We start from the raw sequence: 20,671 nt of genomic DNA on the forward strand, positions 1-20,671 counted from the left end.
ATTACTGAAATTCATTTTTAACTCAGCCCGGAGGCTTTGTCTTTTTAGAATTTTCAGGGTTGTTTCACTGTTTAGTTATCAATGTTCTTTGTGTTTCTTTTTTTAATCAGCTCGACTATCTTACCACGCTGCCAACTCATTGTCAACATGTTTTTTTACTTTTTGGAAGACCTACGGAGAAGGAGGGATTTGAACCCTCGCGCCGCTATTAACGACCTACTCCCTTTCCAGGGGAGCCCCTTCAACCTCTTGGGTACTTCTCCAAGTATACCAAATCGTTGATTAAATTCTATTTATTTCAACAATAAAACCACCTTGCATAATGGTGGTTTCACCGCAAACGGAGAAGGTGGGATTCGAACCCACGGTCCCTTTCGGAATCACTGGTTTTCAAGACCAGCTCCTTAAACCACTCGGACACCTCTCCAAACGTTGCTTGAACAGTATACCATCCTGCTAAGCCCTTTGTCAAGCACTTAATTTCACATTTTGAAATTAATATTTTGTAACTTTTAGACAAACTTTATTGTTTGTCTCCCTCTGCATTAGCGACTTTGTTATTGTATCACTGATCATATTCCTTGTCAATATAAATTTACGTTTTTTTTCAAACAATTTGAAAAACTTAGTCAAAGGAATTTATTTCGCTATATATCGGCTATTTTACCCCTGATCCGACAATAACATTTCACCAATCTTGATATCTTCAGGCGTGGTAATCTTAATATTCTGATAACTACCTTCAATTAATTTAATCGGATTGCCTAAGGTATACTCTAACACCATGGCATCATCCGTTACATGAATATTCTCTTCTTTCATAATTATGTCATAAGCTTTTTTTATCAATTCATACTCAAAAGCCTGGGGAGTCTGGATCATCCATACATTCTCCCTGGATGGAGTATCTGATACGAAGCCATCTTTATCCGATATCTTAATAGTATCTTTGACTGGCATACCTGCAATGCATGCTTTTGTATCTATTACATTCTTAATTATTCTATCTACAATTTCATTTGTCACAAATGGTCTGGCCCCATCATGTATTAATACATAATTGGTATTGGATATGGACACAAGAGCATTATAAACTGAATTATAACGTTCTTTTCCTCCCTCAATTATATGATTCACCTTTTTAAATTGATAGGCTTCAATAACATGTTTCCGGACATATTCTATCTCTCCTGAACCAACCACCAGAATAATATCATCCACTATACTATCCTCAAATGTCCTTAAAGAATAATATAAAACCGGTTTATCTTTAAGCATAAGATATTGTTTTGCTATCTTACTATTCATTCTTTTCCCTTGTCCAGCCGCTAAAACAACCGCAGTAATTTTATCTTTTCCCATATCTATAACCTTTATTCTTTCTTATCTTTGTCCTATTTTTAAATTAGGAACTGCATTTAGATCTAAATCTGCCCTTGCACCTTTTATAAATTCATAATAAGCAGCCACACCAATCATTGCTGCATTGTCTGTACAATATATTGGAGAAGGATAATAAAGTTCGATCTTATTTTTCTTACATTCTCTAAGCATTCCCTCTCTTAAAGAACCATTTGATGCAACTCCGCCCGCAAGAGCTACCTTCTTCATTCCATATTCTTTTGCTGCAAGAATTGTTTTTGAAGTCAATACATCAACAACGGCTTCCTGAAAAGAAGCAGCAATATCTGCATTATTTATCTCTATATCCTTCATTTTGCATGAATTGATATGGTTTAATACAGCTGATTTAAGTCCGCTAAAACTAAAATCATAAGGTGCTCCTTCTATATTAGCCCTGGGGAATTTTATTGCTTTACTGTTTCCTTCCTTTGCCAGTCGATCTATTTTAGGACCTCCGGGATAACCAAGACCGATTGCTCTTGCTACTTTGTCAAAAGCTTCTCCTGCTGCATCATCTCTTGTTCTGCCAATAATTTTATATTCTCCATAATCATTTACAAGGACTAAATGAGTATGTCCTCCTGACACGATCAAACATAAAAAAGGGGGTTCAAGCTCCCTGTTCTCAATATAGTTAGCAGAGACATGACCTTCAATGTGATGTACTCCAACTAATGGTTTCTTTGCAGCATAACTTATTGCCTTTGCCTCTGCTACTCCTACCAATAGGGCTCCAACCAGTCCAGGTCCATACGTAACTCCTATAGCATCAATGTCATCAAGAGTAACCTTGGCACTGCTAAGTGCCTCTTCAATTACCTGATTTATTTTTTCTATATGTTTTCTGGATGCTATCTCCGGAACCACGCCTCCATATAATTTGTGTAATTCGATTTGAGAAGAAATAACATTAGATAATACTTCTCTTCCGTTTTTTACAACTGCTGCTGCTGTTTCATCACAAGATGACTCTATTCCTAAAATTAATATATCTTTATTCATATTTTTCCTCCAGCCAGATAAAATCAAGTAAGAAGAAACTATATATCCCAGGAATATTTGCATTATGCAGGGATAAAATCAACAGGAGCAAAAAAGCTATTGTAATTTTATCCCCATCAAACACAAGTTTCAAGAATATATAGTTTCTCTCTTATGCTAAAAGACTTTTATCTTTTTATTCTTCAATGTCAATTTCAGGTATATTTGTCCAACCCAAAATCTTCCACTGTTTTCCTTCTTTTTTAAGTACAAAGTTCTGATATATTTCATCATGATTTTTATTCTCAGCAATGTAATAAATAGCATTTAATGATGCGTATTCTATGCCTTCTTTCTCCCATGTTACCATCTGTCCATTGCCATCTACTCTATAATCAGAAATTTTTCTTTTCTTATCTTGGTATTCCGCTATATCAGATTTAAAGCTTTGATTATGTTTCTCTTCTGGGTTATTCACTAATAACTCTGATGAATAAAGTTTTCGTATCATATCAATAAGCTGATTTACTTCATCATTATCCCATTTGCCATTATAAAGACATTTTGAAATTCTATTATACAATTTAACTACTGTAGTTGGTGATGCAGGATATTCGGCCTCTAAATCTTTGGCTAGTAACTTTTCTGCTTCTGTTTTTACTTGTGCCGTTTCTTCCTGTTTATTATTATTTAAATAGAAATATAAGCTAAATATAATTCCCATTAATACAATAAAAACAACAAAATTCTTTGAATTCCTATTTCCTAAGCCTTTCATAAGCCTACCTCCTTCCGAGTAGAAAACTTAATTATTCCTCTTTTGCAAACTCTAACGTAATACTTTTTTTATCTTTACCAGCTTTGGCATTACTAAAAATGCTTCTTACATCATTCATATAATCTTCTGGTCTGATCAGTGACGGACTATAATGTGTAAGCCACAATTCTTTCACCTGTGCTTCTTTTGCCAGATTGGCAGCTTCTTTAAATGTCATATGCTTATGATGTATGGCTTTCTCTTCCATTCCTGGTTCTCCATACATTCCTTCACACACAAACAAATCTGCATCTTTCGCATTTGCTATTATTGATGGAGTTGGTCTGGTATCAGTACAATAAGTAAGTTTAATTCCTTTTCGGGGAGGTCCAAGTACCATATCTGGAGTGTATGTTCTTCCATCTGTCTGGATTGTTTCTCCTTTTTGAAGTCTATTCCAACATTCTCTTGGAATCTGGTTCTCATTTGCTTTTTCTATCATAAATTTGCCTGCTCTTTTAATCATTAGATTATATCCATAGCAGGTAACATTATGGTTCACACGAAAGGCTTCTATAATGTATCCATTTAATTCAATTGTTTCAAATGGACCAGTAACTTCAATAAATTTCAGTTCAAAAGGTAACTCTGGTGCAATGACCCGAAGTGAATTCACAACTCGTTCTAAACCTTTTGGACCTATCATAGTCACAGGTTTTGTTCTATCTGCATTCCCCATGGATAATAAAAGTCCTGGCAATCCACTGATATGATCCCCATGATAATGGGTAAAACATATGATATCTATTGGATGAAAGCTCCATGATTTCTCTCTTATTGCTATTTGTGTTCCCTCTCCACAATCAATCAGCAGGCTGCTTCCATTATATCTTGTCATTAGGGAGGTCAACCATCTACCAGGTAGCGGCATCATTCCACTGGTTCCTAACAAACACACATCTAACATTTGTATTCCTCACTTAATCTAGTTTTGCAATGACATAAATTCATTAAAAGTATTCCCTTTCATTGCAATATATACCAATCTAATCTTATGTTACCATAGTTTTACTTTGTTATCAAGAATTCGTTTCTGTATTGGTATTTGTATGACCCTTTGCCTGGAGAAATAAGTAATGAACAGAAAAAGCGACTGGATTACCTCCAGTCGCTTATCCTGACCTTAAGGGCCAGATGTAGCATTTATAATTTATGAAAGCACTTCATTTTTATTTACTACTTTAACAGGTATTGAAAAAGTCTTAATCATTTTATCATAGCAACTCTCACAAATTCTAAAATGATGAACTTCCAGATCCTTATTAGAAAAATATCCCCACTCTTTCGCTGCTTCAAATACGTCTTCTTTGAATATCCCGTTTTCTATCTCTAGTTGTTTTCCACATACATTGCAATGACATGCTTCTGGAATAGAATTCAGTTTCTCCTGTTCCATCATAATTTATCCCTCCCGTAACTATTTGAGCAGATTACGTATCTCGTCTCTTAAGGTTATTATATATGTAATTATTCAAATAGAATAGTGGTAATTAATACAAATGGGCTATTATATTCATTTAAGACTGCTATTATACCTCGTATTTCAGCCACATTATGATTGCATCTTCTTTGGGATAATCATAAAAATTTTTGCGTATTCCTACATCTTCAAATTTCAAATTATGATAAAGTTTAATTGCAGATTGATTTGAAACACGGACTTCTAAAGTAAATGCTGTTAAATTTTTATTAAGCCCCAGTTGAATAAGTTCATGGAGCATTTGATTGCCTACATGCTTTCCCCTATATTCTTTTTTCACTGCAACGTTATTTATCTGACCTTCTCCAGCAATCCCCCACAGACCACAATATCCAATGATTTCTCCTTCTTCTTCTGCCACTAAATATAATTTCAAGTAAAGACTATTCGTATTATCTATGGCCTGTTCAAAATCTTGGTAAGTCCAAGGCTGGGCAAATGATTCTTGTTCAATTTGATAAACTTGTTCTAAATCTTTTTCTTCCATTGGTCTAATTGTCATAATATCACACCTTACTCTATGGATGAATTCATAAGTCCCTTGGTTTTTTCCTGCAATTCTCTTTCAGCTTGGGATAACCTTAGATATACAGGCTGATGATCTGCTGCCGTTTCTATTCTGCCCTCACTATAGTAGATGGCTCCAAGGGCTGCAACAGCTCCAGCTCTTTGTTTCGATAAATGAGCAGGGGCGAAATAGTGAGGCACTTTTACTTTATTCATAATCTGTTCCTTATAAACAGGTACACCATCCCCAAGAAAAATCACAGCTCTACCCAGTTGATTGATTTCTTCAATTATCTCATCAATGGAAATCGCTTTTTGTTCCTGGATCGCATGCAGCTTATCTTCATTGAACTCATATAATCCTGTATATACCTGATTTCGTTTGGCATCCATAATTGGACAAATTAATTTATCCGTTCCAAATAAATTATAGGCTATTCCATCTACAGTAGGAACGCTGATCAATGGTTTGTTTAAAGCCATACCCAATCCTTTTGCAGTGGAGGCACCTATTCTTAATCCTGTAAATGAACCTGGTCCTGCTGCTACTGCAATAGCATCAATCTCATCTAATGATAATCCAATCATTTGTACCACTTCATCAAGCATTGGTAACAGTGTCTGGGAGTGAGTCTTTTTATAATTTATAGTATATTCAGCTATCATAATATCATCTGATACAAGTGCTACAGATGCAACCAACCCGGAACTATCTATCCCTAATATTTTCATATTCATATACCTTCTTCCACTATAATACTCCGATAGTCAAATCCTTTATCTAAATCTTTTTCAATAGTAATACAGGTTACCTTTTCAGGAAGGATTTCCTCAATCAGATTTGCCCACTCTATAAGACAAACCCCTTCTCCATAAAAATATTCTTCATATCCTATCTCATCCATTTCTTCTACATCGGATATACGATATACGTCAAAATGATAAAGAGGTATTCTTCCTTCCTCATAAACCTGGATTATAGTAAATGTGGGACTATTAATTGGTTCTTCTATCTCAAGCCCATCTGCAAACCCTTGGGTAAAAACTGTTTTTCCAACACCCAGATCTCCCAGGATACAGTATATTTCGCCTTTCCCAGCTTTTTTTCCCATATCAAATCCTGTTTGATATGTATCTTTTGCACTAAAACTTTCTATTTTCATACTATTTCTCTTTCTATCCTGATAATCATATTATTCCACTAATATATTAAATCATATCCAAAAACTTCTATTAGTCAAGTTAATTATAGCAGATTTTTCATGATAAGGATAGTAGGTCCTATGATAAGAAAAACCAGTAATATTTAATATTCATATTACTGGTTTTTAATCTATTTATTTAAGCTGTATGATTTCCTTTAATAATTGGACTTAATTTCTTGTATAAAAGTATTGTAATTACTGAAACGACAATTCCTTTAATTAAATTAAATGGAGCAACTGCCAGTAAAATAAATGTTGTCATACTATTAATTGCTGGATTTACAGCTGTTCCCATAGCAATTAATCCATCTATTGGCATGTGAAACGCTACCGCATATGTTGGCAATAATAAATATGCATTCAATAAGCTACCTGTAACAATAAGTAGTAATGTTCCGGCAGTAAGACCTAATACTGCAGATTTTCTTGTTTTCTTTTTAAAATAAATCATTGAACTAGGTATCACAAGTGCACATCCAATTAAGAAATTGGCCAATTCACCAATACCTGCTGTCTCAGTTCCATCAATTAAAAGATTCGATAAAATTTTAATTAGTTCAATTAAAATACCTGCAACTGGGCCAAGGGCAAAACTTCCAATTAATACCGGCACTTCACTTAGATCAATCTTGTAAAAGCTAGGTAAAAATCCTAATGGAATTTCAAATAGCATAAGAACTACTGCAATTGCTGACAACATACCAATCATCGTTAATGATCTGATATTAAATGTGCTGCTTGATTTTTCTCTACTCTTTGTTTTTGTTATTGTTGACATATTCTCTCTCCTTTTTTTGAAGGAAAGTTCCTGGTTCGCTTTTTCACATGAAAAAGCCTCGAACGTGAAACATTCGAGGCTGATGTTATTCATTACTGATATCATAAATATATCAAAAAAGCTTTTCTTCTCTCATCCAGACTATTTACTGTCGGTTTTGGAATTTCACCAAATCAACTGCCTAAGCAGGTCACGGACTATACCGTCGGTCGGGAATTTCACCCTGCCCCGAAGAACTTCCTTATGAAATTGTTTTATTTACAATTAAATTATATAACGACAATATCATTATGTCAACTGGTTTAATCTTGTATATATTATTTAATTTTATTCCAATATCATTGTCAATTGAATTCTCTTCTTGGCAAGATCTACTGACATAACCTTCACTTCTACAACATCTCCAACACTGACCACATCCAGAGGATGTTTTACAAATTTTTTGTTGGTTAGTTGAGAGATATGCACCAATCCATCCTGATGTACCCCAATATCTACAAAAGCACCAAAGTCAATGACGTTACGAACAGTACCTTTTAGTATCATGCCTGATTCTAAATCTTTCATATCTAATACATCTGTCCTGAGAATTGGCTTAGGCATCTCATCTCTTGGATCTCTTCCTGGCTTTTCTAACTCTTTCATAATATCCTCTAATGTAATTTCACCAATACCAAGTTCTTTTGCCATTTTCTTTTTATCAATCACTTTTTTGCTCAGGTCTTTTAAATTTCCAGCTTTAATATCCTCAGTGGTATAACCTGATTTCTGTAGTAATTCTTTCGCGGCATCATAAGACTCTGGATGTACGCTGGTAGCATCGAGAGGATTTTTACCATCAGAAATCCTCATAAAACCTGCACATTGTTCATATGCCTTGGGACCTAGTTTTGCTACTTTTAATAATTGATTACGGCTTTCAAACTTACCATTCTCCTCACGATAAACTACAATATTTTTTGCAATTGCCTTAGAAACACCTGAAATATATTCTAATAAAGATGCCGAAGCCGTATTTAGATCAACACCAACTTTATTTACACTATCTTCTACTACTCCATTTAACGCTTCCGATAGTTTCTTTTGATTCATATCATGTTGATATTGTCCCACACCAATGGATTTTGGATCGATTTTAACAAGTTCAGCTAATGGATCCTGGAGCCTTCTGGCAATGGAAGCTGCACTTCTTTGTCCCACATCAAAATTAGGAAATTCTTCTGTAGCCAACTTACTGGCAGAATATACGGAAGCCCCTGCTTCATTTACAATAACATACTGAACTGGCTTATTGAGTTCTTTTAACATCTCTACTATAATCATTTCAGATTCACGTGAGGCTGTACCATTCCCAACAGATATTAATGTGATATTATATTTATTGATCAGTGCTTTTACAGTCTTTTTTGTTTCCTCCACTTTATTCTGGGGAGCGGTAGGATAAACAACTGTAGTGTCTATCACCTTACCGGTAGGATCAACAACTGCAAGTTTACATCCGGTACGAAAGGCTGGGTCCCATCCTAATACGGTTTGTCCCACAATCGGAGGCTGCATTAATAATTGTTCTAAATTTTTCCCGAATATTTTAATTGCACCATCTTCTGCTTTTTCCGTTAATTCATTGCGGATTTCTCTCTCAATGGCTGGAGCGATCAATCGTTTATAGCTGTCTTCTATAGTTGCAATCAATATATCTTTCGTATAAGGATTTTCGTTGGTGATAATTTGTTTTTCAAGATACCTTAAGATCTTTTCCTCCGGAGCAGTAATTTTTACTGTAAGAATTTTTTCATTTTCACCACGATTCAAAGCTAATACACGGTGGCCTGCAATCTTTGTAATTGGTTCTTCAAAATGATAATACATCTCAAATACAGATTCTGCTGCTTCATCTTTTGCCGTAGAAGAAATCATACCCTCTTTTGTTGTTTCTTTACGGATATAAATTCTATAGTCTGCTTCATCTGCAATTCCTTCTGCAATAATATCCATAGCTCCGGCAATGGCATCTTCAACTGTATTTACTTCTTTCTCTTCAGACAGATAAGCTTTTGCTTCCTCTTCAATAGGAATATTAGTCATCTGCAACAGAATTATATTTGCAAGCGGCTCTAATCCTTTTTCTTTTGCTATAGTTGCTCTGGTTCTTCGCTTTGGTCTATATGGACGATACAGATCCTCAACCACAACCAATGTGGTTGCCGCTAATATCTGTGCTTTTAATTCCTCTGTTAATTTCCCTTGTTCCTCAATTGTTGCTAATACCTGGTTTTTTTTATCTTCCAAATTGCGCAGATACAATAATCTTTCATGAAGATTTCTAAGGATTTCATCGTTTAATGAGCCCGTTACTTCTTTACGATACCTTGCAATAAATGGTATGGTATTCCCTTCATCTATTAATTTTACGGCTGCTTCAACTTGCTCCAGTTTTATACCCAGCTCATCTTTTAACTGTTTTAATATATCCATTTTGTTTACTCCTTTATTACCAATTTATCTGGTGGCTACTAGATATTTTAACAAAGAATCCCATTTGACGCAACTTATTTCAATTTTCTGATTCCCTAAATAGATATATCTAATTTATTGTGAACATGGTAAAATATATCCAGGATAACAATTATATTTACTTTGATTCATTAAATTTATCATTCATGAAAGGAAAATACTATGATTCAATTTAACCACTTTAATTTTAACGTATTAGCTTTAGATAGAAGTTTAGAATTTTATGATAAGGCTCTGGGTTTGACCCCTGCCAGAGAAAAAAATGCTTCTGATGGAAGTTTTAAGTTAGTCTATCTAACAGATGGAAGAACTGATTTCACTTTAGAACTTACCTATCTTACCGATAGAACCAACCCTTATAATCTGGGAGAAATGGAATATCATCTTGCTTTTGTAACAGATGAATATGATAATTTCTATAAAAAACATAAAGAGATGGATATTATCTGCTTCGAAAATCCATCCATGGGAATTTACTTCATTCAGGATCCCGATGGCTACTGGATTGAGATAGTTCCTGCAAAATAATAATTAAAGCAGGATTCTTTGTCAATTCCACGATTCATTCCTTACGTTTCCACAATTTTCTGTATCTAAAAGCTGCAAAAAGGAGCAAGGTTTGGAGTCCCCATATTACGCTCTTGACCAACTCATCCCTTACAAAAATAATCTTAATGACAAATAGGATTAACAAGAACAGAAAACTTAAAATGAATTCATTTCTGGCAAATTGGTCAGGCCTTTTGGAATCTTTCCATAACTGAGTCAATAGCTTTTTGTCCAGGAGCTTCCATAAAATATATCCTACTAAACAAGTAAGAACGCCTATTAACAAATCATAATCTCCAACGGATATACCGCCTATGATTGGCCAGATGCAAAGTGCTATCAGAAGAATAGCTATCAGTTTATACCCAAAATTTTTCATATTTACTCCTTTTATTTTAATTCGTATAAGCTATTTTGCCTTATTCTATAGCCGGCCTCGACTCACGGCTGAATAAGAATAGAACACCTCCATATAATTTTTATATGGAGGTGTTCTTCCCTAAACTTTCAAGGCAAAGTATCATATCTAGAAGTCAGCTAAACTAAAAGATTCATGCACTGCATTCATCGCTTTATCTACATGAACATCATCAATGATTACAGTTACTCTGATTTCAGAAGTTGAAATCATCTTAATATTTACTCCTACATCATATAATGCTTCGAACATCTTTGCGGCAACACCTGCATTTGACATCATACCTGCTCCGACAATAGATACCTTGGCAATAGATTCTTCCACATCGATTTTTTCACATTTTAAACTGGTCTCTCTGTGTCTTTCAAGAATCTTAACAGCTTCATCTACTTTATCACCATCTACGGTAAAGCTGATATCTTTTGTTCCATCACGACCAATAGATTGAATAATAATATCCACATTAATGTTATATTTTGCAAGGTGATTAAATAATTTAAATGCTACACCTGGTTGATCTTCTAACCCTATTACTGCAATACGCGCCGCGTTTCTATCACATGCCACTCCACTTACAAGCATCTTTTCCATCTTTACTTCCTCCTTAACTACTGTTCCTTCTGTTGTATTAAGACTTGAACGCACTACTAATTCCACACCATATTTCTTAGCCATCTCAACTGAGCGGTTATGAAGTACCCCTGCTCCTAACGTGGCAAGTTCAAGCATTTCATCATAAGTGATTTCATTTAATTTTCTGGCATTTTTAACAATTCTTGGATCTGCAGTAAATACACCATCAACATCGGTAAAGATTTCACATTTATCTGCATGAAGAGCAGCTGCAAGAGCCACTGCCGTAGTATCTGAACCTCCACGTCCTAATGTCGTATAATCGTCAAATTTATTCACACCTTGGAATCCTGTAACAATTACGATTTTTTTATTTGCCAATTCATTCTTAATCCTATCAGTGTCTATTTTCTTAAGCCTTGCATTACTATATACAGAAGTTGTATGCATAGCAACCTGAAAAGCATTAAGAGAAACAGCTGGAACTCCTAAAGAATCCATAGCCATTGCCATAAGAGCAACTGATATCTGTTCTCCAGTAGTTAAAAGCATATCCAGTTCTCTTTTTGAGGCATTTGGATTTATATCTTTTGCCTGGGCTAAGAGAACATCTGTCTGTTTACCCATAGCTGATAGTACTACTACTACTTCATTACCATTTTTATAATCTTCAATGCATCTCCTAGCCACATTAAAAATTCTTTCTTTGTCAGCAACACTTGTTCCACCGAATTTTTTAACTATTAGCATAGTTACCTCCTAAATTACTTATACAATTTACTTTTTTCAATTGTAATATTATATTATTAACTTCCCAAAAAAGAAAGCAATATTTTTATTACAGTTCAGCCATGCAGAAATTAGTGTGTAAATTGTACGTGGGTGCTTGCACACTAAGGGCAATTTACACACTAATTTCTATATGGCGCTCTGCCTAAGCGAGATGTAGCGAAGCGAAATCGAGCTCATGGCTGAACTGTGATTCATTTGATTTAGCTACTGAATTGTACATGTGCTTGCACACTAAGGGCAATTTACATACTGATTTCTATATGGCGCTCTGCCTAAGCGAGATGTAGCAAAGCGAAATCGAGCTCATGGCTGAACTGTGATTTATTTAATTCTCATTTACCTGAAATAATTTATCAATCAAGGTATACCCATTCTCTATATAATTCCCACTTAATTGGGCCTCTGACTCATTATATTGCCAGGATTTTGATAGCTTCTTTGTACTATCAAACAGCATATAAGGAACCGGATCACTTGTATGAGTTCGACACCTGATCGGGGTTGGATGATCTGGAAGTATTAACATTCGATAATCTGTCGCTGATTCATCTAATAGTTCTTTTAATACTTTAATCACTTTTTTATCAAGAGCTTCAATTGCTTCTACTTTCTTAGAAACGCTTCCTTGATGTCCCATCTCATCCGGTGCTTCTACATGGACATAGACAAAGTCATAATTATCTTCTGTTAAAACTTCATAGGCAGCTCTGGCTTTTCCCTCATAATTCGTATGTAGGGTTCCATCTGCTCCATCTACATGAACTACTTTCATTCCTGCACCAACAGCAATACCTTTTAATAAATCTACCGCAGAGATCATAGCGCCTTTTTTATTATTTTTATCTTCAAATGAATCTAAGGCCGGTTTTGTACCCGCTCCCCAGAACCATATAGAATTTGCTTTATTTAAGCCTTTCTCTTTCCGTTCTAAGTTCAAAGGATGATTATTTAATATGTTGAAACTTTTCACCATCATCTCTTTTAGTGGAGCTTCTTTGGGAAGATAGTTACCTATAACCTGACCCAGAATATCATGAGGTGGTTTTAAATCAACCACTTCTCCATTATCCCATATAGTAAGATGTCTATAACTTGTTCCAAGATAATATTTATAAATATCTGTTTCTAATTCTTCTCGAACCGCCTCAAGAAGTATCTTAGCGTCCTCAGTAGAAATCTCACTTGAACTATGATCAAGAATTTTTCTCTCTTCATAGACATTTTCTTCTTCTGATAGAGTTACTATATTACATCTTAAAGCTACATCTGTAGATTTCATATTTACACCGATGCTCAAAGCCTCTAGTGGCGACCTTCCGGTATAATATTTCTTGGGATCATATCCTAGAACAGCTAGATTTGCAGTATCACTTCCAGGGCTCATTCCTTCCGGAATTGTATGTACCAGACCAATTTCTGATTCTAGTGCAAGTTCATCCATAGTTGCCGTTTTAGCATATTCCAAAGGAGTTTTATCCCCCAGTTCTCCAATAGGTTCATCTGCCATCCCATCCCCTAATACTATTACGTATTTCATTGTCATATATCCTTTCCAATTGTCTTCATTACTATATCCTGCTCATAACAAGACTATAATTGATATTTATAATCCTGTTAAAAAGCAACACGTATCATTCCTATAATATTATTAAGCTTTTCTGCTTTCTCTTTATATTCACCTTCAGTTATCAAAGGTGTAATAAATGCGTACTCACCACTGACATCTTCTGCTTTCACCCTGGTAACTTCACCGAATAGCTCTTTTACCAGTAATTCATTCTCAGTTTCATCTCCCGAAAGACGAACCAAGAATTTTGTATTATATTCTTTTATATCAGATAATCTAAGCTTCTTACTGCTCCATATTGTCATAATATTCGTTCCTACGTGTTTTGCAGCATCTACAACGTCTGCCACAACTGCACTTGCGGTAGGTAATTTACCTGCGCCTCTTCCGTAAAACATAACATCACCAAGTACATTACCTTTTACAAAAATTGCATTGAAAACATCATTTACACTATATAAAGGATGTTCACTATTGATCAACATTGGAGCTACCATTGCAAATACTTTATCCCCATTTTTCTTGCTGGTTCCCAGTATCTTAATACTTGCATTAAGTGCTTTTGCATATTTTATATCAGCATCTGTAATCTTAGTGATCCCTTCCGTATAAATATCTTCATAGTCCACTTGCATTCCATATGCCAAAGAAGTCAAAATTGCTATCTTACGACAAGCATCATAACCTTCTATATCTGCTTCCGGATTACGTTCTGCATAACCTCGCTCTTGTGCCTCTTTAAGGACTTCATTAAACTCTAATCCCTCATTAGTCATCTTGGTTAAGATATAGTTTGTAGTACCATTGAGGATACCTGTAATTTCCTGAATCTCATCTGCAGTAAGTGATTGGTTTAGTGGTCTGATAATAGGAATACCGCCGCCTACACTTGCTTCGAACAAGAAATTAACCTTTTTTTCTTTTGCCAGAGCTAATAATTCTGCTCCATGCTTAGCCACTAGTTCCTTATTAGATGTGCAGACACTCTTTCCTTTCTCAAGCGCTTCTTTTACAAAAGAATAAGCTGGATTTACTCCACCCATAACTTCCACAATAATCTGCACCTCTGGATCATTTACTATTGTATTATAATCATGTACAATTAATTCTTGGACCGGATCACCTGGGAAGTCTCTTAAATCTAAAACATATTTTACTTTAATTTCTTTATTGGCTCTTTCATTAATACTTTCACCATTTTTATTTAGAACTTCAATTACACCAGATCCCACTGTGCCATAACCTAAAACTGCTATATTTATCATCTTGTCACTCCCTAGCTAATATTTTTAAATAATGAATTCCGTCAAGTTCTTCAATTCCATCAATCATTTCCTGCAAATCTTGTGTTGTTGGTAATATTTCAACACTTATCGATAAAGAAGCAATACCATTTGCCGGAATACTTTGATGAATTGTCAAAATATTTACCTGACATTTTGCCACTTCATTTAGTACTCTGGATAATAGACCTGGTTCATCATCCATCTGCATCATAAATGTTATTGTTTTTCCTCTGGTATTATCATGAAATGGAAATATATAATCTTTATATTTATAAAATGAACTTCTACTAATTCCAACAGAATCTGTAGCTTCCTGAACTGTAATTACTTTTTCAGAATCAAGCAGACGTTTTGCTTCGACTACTTTTAAAAGTACTTCTGGTACTGCTTTTTTATTAACTATATAATACTTATCCTGTTCCCTCATAAGACCATCCTTCTTTGTATGTATGGGAAATACATTTGTTTTTCCTAGAGAGATATTAACATAATTCATTTGCCATTGCAACTCTTTTCCTAAAAAAAAAATAAAAGAGCATCCTAATTTATATTATAAGGATGCTCCTTTAAGTTATTCATAATTATTAAGTATTTCTTCAATATTCTTTTGCTCAGAGTCACTAAGTATTCCTTTAAGGTTCATCAAGATAATCATACGCCCGTCTATATTAGCAACTTGTCCAATATATGCTGTGTTCACTGTTTTTAAAATTCTTGGTGTTTCATTGATATTCTCCTCACTAAGTTCAGTAATTTCTTGTACTGAATCAACTTGGAAGGCTATGAGGATATCATCCATTTTGGAAATAATAAGTTTGGTATTGTCATCTACTTGTTTCTTAGGCAGTCTGAATTTTGCTCTAAGACTATAAACCGGTATTACATCTCCTCTTAGATTAATAATACCTTCAATACAATCTGGTGCATTGGGAACAGGAATGATATTTGTATATTTCTCTATTGCATTAACATACATAATATCAAGGCCGTATTCTTCTCCCTCGAGTTTAAAGATTACATGTTTTGCTTCTTCCATATTACCCTCCTTAATTGCCTCTGCTAATACTCGCCCATTTTAAATATGCATTAATAAATGGATCTATGTTCCCATCTAAAACACTCTGAGCATTACCAACTTCTTCATTTGTTCTATGATCTTTTACCATGGTATATGGCTGCAACACATAAGATCGAATTTGGTTTCCAAATCCTATCTCTTTTACCTCACCACGGATATCTGATTCTTTTTCAAGATTCTCCTGCTGTTTTAATAAATATAATTTCGCTTTCAACATTTGCATTGCCTTATCCTTATTCATATGTTGAGAACGTTCATTTTGGCATTGTACAACAATTCCTGTAGGGAAATGTGTGATTCGGATTGCTGATGATGTTTTATTAATATGCTGGCCACCTGCTCCACTGGAACGATAGGTATCAATTCGAATATCATCATCATTAATCTCAATATCTATATCATCTTCAATGTCCGGCATTACATCACAAGATACAAATGAAGTCTGCCGTTTTCCTGCTGCATTAAATGGTGAAATTCGAACCAGTCTGTGAACACCTCTCTCAGATTTTAAATATCCATAAGCATTCTCACCTGCAATTTCCATTGTAATGGACTTAATTCCTGCTTCTTCTCCATCCAGGTAATCAATGATCTGGGTTGTCAATCCCTTTTTATCTGCCCATCTTTGATACATTCTGGATAACATACTTGCCCAGTCACAGCTTTCTGTTCCTCCGGCACCTGCATGCAAAGATAGTATTGCATTATTCTTATCATATTCATCAGATAAAAGTGTTGAGATTCTAAGAGCTTCAAAATGTTCCTGAAAAAGATTAAATGCTTCTTCCACTTCTGGTATTAAAGAGGCATCATTTTCTTCATAGCCCATAGTTATTAATGTTTCCACATCTTCATATTCTCTTTTTAGCTCATCATATTTTGTTACAATATCTTTCAGGTTCTTTAACTCTTTCATAGATTCTTGAGATTTCTTAGCATCATCCCAAAAATCCGGTGCCTCCATTACCTGCTCAATCTCCTTAATCCTTAGTACTTTATTGGTGAGGTCAAAGTGAATCCCCCACTTCAGCTAATGGTTTTACATATGTTTCAAGATTGTATTTATACTGGTCTAATTCAACCATTTAACTCACCTCTTTTGCTTAAGCGTTTTTACCACAACATTGTTTGTATTTTCTACCACTGCCACATGGGCATGGATCATTTGGCTGAATCTTTCTGCCTTCACGTCTAACCGGACCTTTTGCTAAAGAATCATCTTTGTTCGTTCCTGTTACCTTGGCAACCTCTTCTCTTTCTACATTTTGTTCAATCCTAACATGCATTAACGCTCTGACTGTATCTTCACTTATTGCTTCTGTCATTTCATCAAACATTTCAAATGCCATAAATTTAAACTCTACAAGTGGATCTCTTTGTCCATAAGCCTGTAATCCAATACCCTGGCGAAGTTGATCCATATCATCAATATGGTCCATCCACTTTCTATCGATTACTTTTAATAAAATAACACGCTCGATTTCTCTAAGTTGTTCAATTTCAGGGAATTCAGCTTCTTTTGCTTCATATAACTTCACAGCATCTTCTTTTAATTGCTGCATTAAAGTGTTCTTTTTTAAATCTTTCACATCTTCAAGCATAATTGGTTTTAGAGGTATAATTGGTATTAATAAATTATTTAATTCTACCAAATCCCATTCTTCCGGACCTTGTTCGTCGCTAATTGAAGTATTAACACAATGTTCTACGTTATCCGTAATCATTTTATAGATTGCATCTCTCATGCTGACACCATCTAAAACTTTACGTCTTTCAGCATAAATAATTTCACGTTGTTCATTATTTACCTGGTCATATTCTAATAAATTCTTTCTTATTCCAAAGTTATTATTTTCAATCTTTTGTTGGGCCTTTTCAATTGCATTAGACAACATCTTATGTTCAATCTGTTCTCCGTCTGGCATTCCTAAAGAATTAAAAATGCTCATGAGACGCTCAGAACCAAAGAGTCTCATCAAATCATCTTCAAGAGAGATAAAAAATCTTGATTCACCTGGATCGCCCTGACGTCCTGCGCGACCACGTAACTGATTATCAATACGTCTTGATTCATGTCGTTCAGTACCTATAATTTTGAGGCCACCAGCTTCAAGAACACCTTCACCCAATTTAATATCGGTACCACGTCCTGCCATATTAGTTGCAATAGTAACTGCACCAAATTGCCCTGCATCTGCAATGATTTCAGCTTCTAGTTCATGGAATTTTGCATTTAAAACTTTATGCTGAATTCCTTTTCTCTTTAATAAGTCACTTACTTCCTCTGATGCTTCAATGGTAATAGTACCAACAAGAACTGGCTGCCCTTTTTGATGAGATTCAATAATCTCATTGATCACTGCATTTAATTTTTCTCTCTTTGTTTTATAAACAGCATCCTGGCGGTCAATTCTTTGTATTGGAACATTTGTAGGCACTACAATAACATCCATGCCATAGATATCTCTAAATTCTTTTTCTTCTGTAAGTGCTGTACCTGTCATACCACTCTTCTTGCCATATTTGTTAAAGAAGTTTTGGAATGTAATTGTTGCAAGAGTTTTACTTTCTCTTTTTACTTTCACCTTTTCTTTCGCTTCAATTGCCTGATGAAGGCCATCAGAATAACGTCTGCCAGGCATAATACGACCGGTAAACTCATCAACGATTAACACTTCATCCTCTTTTACTACATAATCCTTATCCCTGAACATTAAATTATGGGCACGTAATGCCAGTATAATATTATGCTGAATTTCTAAGTTTTCAGGGTCTGCTAAGTTTTCTATATGGAAGAATTCTTCCACCTTCTTAACACCTTCTGCAGTTAAATTCAAATTCTTATCTTTTTCATTAACTACAAAGTCTCCTGTTTCTTCTATTTCTTCTTTCATCAATGCAGCCATCTTAGTCAGTTCTGCACTTTCTTTTCCTTTTACTAACTGGCGCGCTAAGATATCACATGCCTCATATAATTTTGTGGACTTTCCACTTTGTCCAGAAATAATTAACGGCGTTCTTGCTTCATCGATTAATACGGAGTCAACTTCATCGATAATTGCATAATGTAAATCTCTTAAAACAAGTTGTTCTTTATAGATAACCATATTATCTCTTAGATAATCAAATCCTAATTCGTTGTTAGTAGCATATGTGATATCACATGCATATGCTTCTTGTCTTTCATCATGATCTAATCCATTTAAAATAACTCCAACTTTTAACCCTAAGAATTCATGAATCTGACCCATCCACTCAGCATCACGTTTTGCCAGGTAATCATTAACAGTTACAATATGAACGCCTTTACCTTCCAGAGCATTCAAATAAGCTGGAAGTGTAGAAACTAAAGTTTTACCTTCACCAGTACGCATTTCTGTAATTCTACCTTGATGGAGAATTACACCACCAATTAATTGGACACGATAATGTCTCATTCCTAATGTTCTTTTTGCTGCTTCTCTAACAACAGCATATGATTCTACTAAAAGATCATCCAGAGTTTCACCATTTTTTAATCTATTTTTAAATTCAGTCGTTTTATTCTTAAGTTCTTCATCAGATAGCTTTTCCATAGTTGGTTCTAATGCTTCGATTTTATCAACAATTGGATAAATCATTTTTAGTTCTCTTTCACTATGTGTACCAAATACCTTATCTAAAAATCCCATATTTTCACTCCTGTGTTCTTTACATTCTTTACAGATAATATCATTATGAAAGGATTATTCCCTCCAAGTTTAGTCTAAATACTATTGTAACATTAGAATCTATACTATTCAACATTTTTTTATTATACACCAAATAATTGGAAATTCAAGCAAACTTAAAAATTTAATAAAGTTCAATTAAAATTTATATACGGTTTAAACCATATCCAAATTTGGGGTAAATGTATCTAAAAACATAGCTAGTTGTCATCAGATAAAAAAGATATTTTCAATAGAAAAAGGGTTGTCTCATATAGAGACAACCCCATCTATTCCACTAATTAAAATTCTGGTTCAATCAATCCGTAAGTATTTCCTTTACGTTTATATACTACATTAACTTCATCAGATTCTGCATTACGGAATACATAGAAGTTATGTCCTAATAATTCCATCTGTACACAAGCTTCCTCTGGGTCCATAGGCTTCATTGCAAATCTTTTTGTTCTTATAATGTTAATCTTATCATCTTCATTATAATCATCATCTACGAAGGCTTGATTTAAATTTGCAGAAGCTTGTTTTGATTGAATTAATTTATTTTTATATTTTCTTAATTGACGTTCAATGATTTCTTCAACTAAATCTATTGATACATACATATCATTACTTTCTTGTTCTGCTCTTACTATATTTCCTTTCATTGGAATTGTTATTTCAATTTTTTGTCTTTCTTTTTCAACACTAAGTGTTACATGAATCTCTGTTTCAGGAGTAAAATATCTTTCCAACTTACCAATCTTCTCATGAATAGCTGACTTCAGACCTTCTGTCACATCAATGTTTTTGCCGCTAATTATATAACGCATAATGTCCAACTCCTTTTTCTTGTTGTTACCATAATTATATCATAATATTAAATTATTTCAAGACTTCACCATAATTTATCAAAAATTTTTATTATATAACACTTCTCGACAAGCTTTTCTGTAATTTCAGTATTTTTCTACATATTATTTGACAATTATAAAGTCAAGTCCCAAATCACATAAATTTAGCTATTTTTAGCTTT

The 20,671-nt window shown here is 34.4% G+C and carries 20 protein-coding genes, 2 tRNA genes and 1 riboswitch; of the genes, 1 reads left to right on the plus strand and 21 read right to left on the minus strand.

Annotation, left to right across the window (positions count from 1 at the left end; translation table 11 throughout):
* Positions 1–174: 174 nt before the first annotated feature.
* The 12 genes from EDD66_RS17835 to EDD66_RS17890 form a co-directional block, all read right to left on the minus strand.
* Positions 175–263, minus strand: a tRNA-Ser gene (locus tag EDD66_RS17835).
* Between the two features lie 78 nt (positions 264–341).
* Positions 342–427, minus strand: a tRNA-Ser gene (locus EDD66_RS17840).
* Positions 428–663: 236 nt separating this feature from the next.
* Positions 664–1,362: a 2-C-methyl-D-erythritol 4-phosphate cytidylyltransferase gene (gene ispD / locus EDD66_RS17845; protein ID WP_123610956.1), complete on the minus strand. Its 699-nt coding sequence runs from the start codon at positions 1,360–1,362 to the stop codon at positions 664–666.
* A 21-nt stretch (positions 1,363–1,383) separates the two neighbouring features.
* Positions 1,384–2,406 (minus strand): tRNA (adenosine(37)-N6)-threonylcarbamoyltransferase complex transferase subunit TsaD, encoded by a 1,023-nt coding sequence (gene tsaD, locus EDD66_RS17850; protein ID WP_123610957.1) that lies wholly within the window; start codon positions 2,404–2,406, stop codon positions 1,384–1,386.
* Positions 2,407–2,581: 175 nt separating this feature from the next.
* A complete protein-coding gene (locus EDD66_RS17855; protein WP_123610958.1) occupies positions 2,582–3,163 on the minus strand; it encodes a DUF6715 family protein in 582 nt (193 codons plus the stop codon).
* 31 nt (positions 3,164–3,194) lie between these two features.
* Positions 3,195–4,109 (minus strand): ribonuclease Z, encoded by a 915-nt coding sequence (locus EDD66_RS17860; RefSeq protein ID WP_123610959.1) that lies wholly within the window; start codon positions 4,107–4,109, stop codon positions 3,195–3,197.
* Positions 4,110–4,352: 243 nt separating this feature from the next.
* Positions 4,353–4,601, minus strand: a complete 249-nt coding sequence (locus tag EDD66_RS17865) for a hypothetical protein (protein WP_243115410.1) — start codon at positions 4,599–4,601, stop codon at positions 4,353–4,355.
* 130 nt (positions 4,602–4,731) lie between these two features.
* Positions 4,732–5,184, minus strand: a complete 453-nt coding sequence (rimI, locus tag EDD66_RS17870; RefSeq protein WP_123610960.1) for a ribosomal protein S18-alanine N-acetyltransferase — start codon at positions 5,182–5,184, stop codon at positions 4,732–4,734.
* 11 nt (positions 5,185–5,195) lie between these two features.
* Complete coding sequence (tsaB, locus tag EDD66_RS17875; protein WP_123610980.1) at positions 5,196–5,921, minus strand: tRNA (adenosine(37)-N6)-threonylcarbamoyltransferase complex dimerization subunit type 1 TsaB; 726 nt, start codon at positions 5,919–5,921, stop codon at positions 5,196–5,198.
* A gap of 2 nt (positions 5,922–5,923) precedes the next feature.
* Complete coding sequence (gene tsaE / locus EDD66_RS17880; RefSeq protein WP_123610961.1) at positions 5,924–6,352, minus strand: tRNA (adenosine(37)-N6)-threonylcarbamoyltransferase complex ATPase subunit type 1 TsaE; 429 nt, start codon at positions 6,350–6,352, stop codon at positions 5,924–5,926.
* Positions 6,353–6,530: 178 nt separating this feature from the next.
* Positions 6,531–7,172: an ECF transporter S component gene (locus EDD66_RS17885; RefSeq protein WP_123610962.1), complete on the minus strand. Its 642-nt coding sequence runs from the start codon at positions 7,170–7,172 to the stop codon at positions 6,531–6,533.
* 120 nt (positions 7,173–7,292) lie between these two features.
* Positions 7,293–7,412, minus strand: a riboswitch (FMN riboswitch).
* 87 nt (positions 7,413–7,499) lie between these two features.
* Positions 7,500–9,647, minus strand: coding sequence for a Tex family protein (locus tag EDD66_RS17890; RefSeq protein ID WP_123610963.1), 2,148 nt, complete (start codon positions 9,645–9,647; stop codon positions 7,500–7,502).
* Between the two features lie 201 nt (positions 9,648–9,848).
* Between EDD66_RS17890 and EDD66_RS17895 the strand changes: the two genes are divergently transcribed.
* Positions 9,849–10,214: a VOC family protein gene (locus EDD66_RS17895; protein WP_123610964.1), complete on the plus strand. Its 366-nt coding sequence runs from the start codon at positions 9,849–9,851 to the stop codon at positions 10,212–10,214.
* Between the two features lie 34 nt (positions 10,215–10,248).
* Here the strand turns inward: EDD66_RS17895 and EDD66_RS17900 are convergent, their stop codons facing one another.
* From EDD66_RS17900 to hpf, 9 genes are all read right to left on the minus strand, one after another.
* Positions 10,249–10,614, minus strand: a complete 366-nt coding sequence (locus EDD66_RS17900) for a hypothetical protein (RefSeq protein ID WP_123610965.1) — start codon at positions 10,612–10,614, stop codon at positions 10,249–10,251.
* A 147-nt stretch (positions 10,615–10,761) separates the two neighbouring features.
* Positions 10,762–11,976, minus strand: coding sequence for an aspartate kinase (locus EDD66_RS17905; protein WP_123610966.1), 1,215 nt, complete (start codon positions 11,974–11,976; stop codon positions 10,762–10,764).
* A gap of 367 nt (positions 11,977–12,343) precedes the next feature.
* Positions 12,344–13,555, minus strand: coding sequence for a cofactor-independent phosphoglycerate mutase (locus EDD66_RS17910; RefSeq protein ID WP_123610981.1), 1,212 nt, complete (start codon positions 13,553–13,555; stop codon positions 12,344–12,346).
* Between the two features lie 77 nt (positions 13,556–13,632).
* Entirely contained in the window at positions 13,633–14,850 is a 1,218-nt protein-coding gene (locus EDD66_RS17915; protein WP_123610967.1) for a homoserine dehydrogenase, read from the minus strand.
* A gap of 4 nt (positions 14,851–14,854) precedes the next feature.
* Positions 14,855–15,298, minus strand: coding sequence for an ACT domain-containing protein (locus EDD66_RS17920; RefSeq protein WP_123610982.1), 444 nt, complete (start codon positions 15,296–15,298; stop codon positions 14,855–14,857).
* 144 nt (positions 15,299–15,442) lie between these two features.
* The gene (locus EDD66_RS17925; RefSeq protein ID WP_123610968.1) at positions 15,443–15,907 is read right to left on the minus strand and encodes a chemotaxis protein CheW; all 465 of its coding nucleotides are present in this window, start codon (positions 15,905–15,907) and stop codon (positions 15,443–15,445) included.
* Between the two features lie 10 nt (positions 15,908–15,917).
* A protein-coding gene (gene prfB / locus EDD66_RS17930; protein ID WP_123610969.1) for a peptide chain release factor 2 occupies positions 15,918–17,034 on the minus strand; the annotation gives its coding sequence in 2 pieces (ribosomal slippage) (positions 15,918–16,958 and positions 16,960–17,034; 1,116 coding nt in all).
* 18 nt (positions 17,035–17,052) lie between these two features.
* Positions 17,053–19,620 (minus strand): preprotein translocase subunit SecA, encoded by a 2,568-nt coding sequence (gene secA / locus EDD66_RS17935; protein ID WP_123610970.1) that lies wholly within the window; start codon positions 19,618–19,620, stop codon positions 17,053–17,055.
* Positions 19,621–19,940: 320 nt separating this feature from the next.
* Positions 19,941–20,468, minus strand: a complete 528-nt coding sequence (hpf, locus tag EDD66_RS17940) for a ribosome hibernation-promoting factor, HPF/YfiA family (protein WP_123610971.1) — start codon at positions 20,466–20,468, stop codon at positions 19,941–19,943.
* Positions 20,469–20,671: the final 203 nt, after the last annotated feature.

Source organism: Mobilisporobacter senegalensis (assembly GCF_003752155.1).
Classification (GTDB): Bacteria; Bacillota; Clostridia; order Lachnospirales; family Lachnospiraceae; genus Mobilisporobacter; species Mobilisporobacter senegalensis.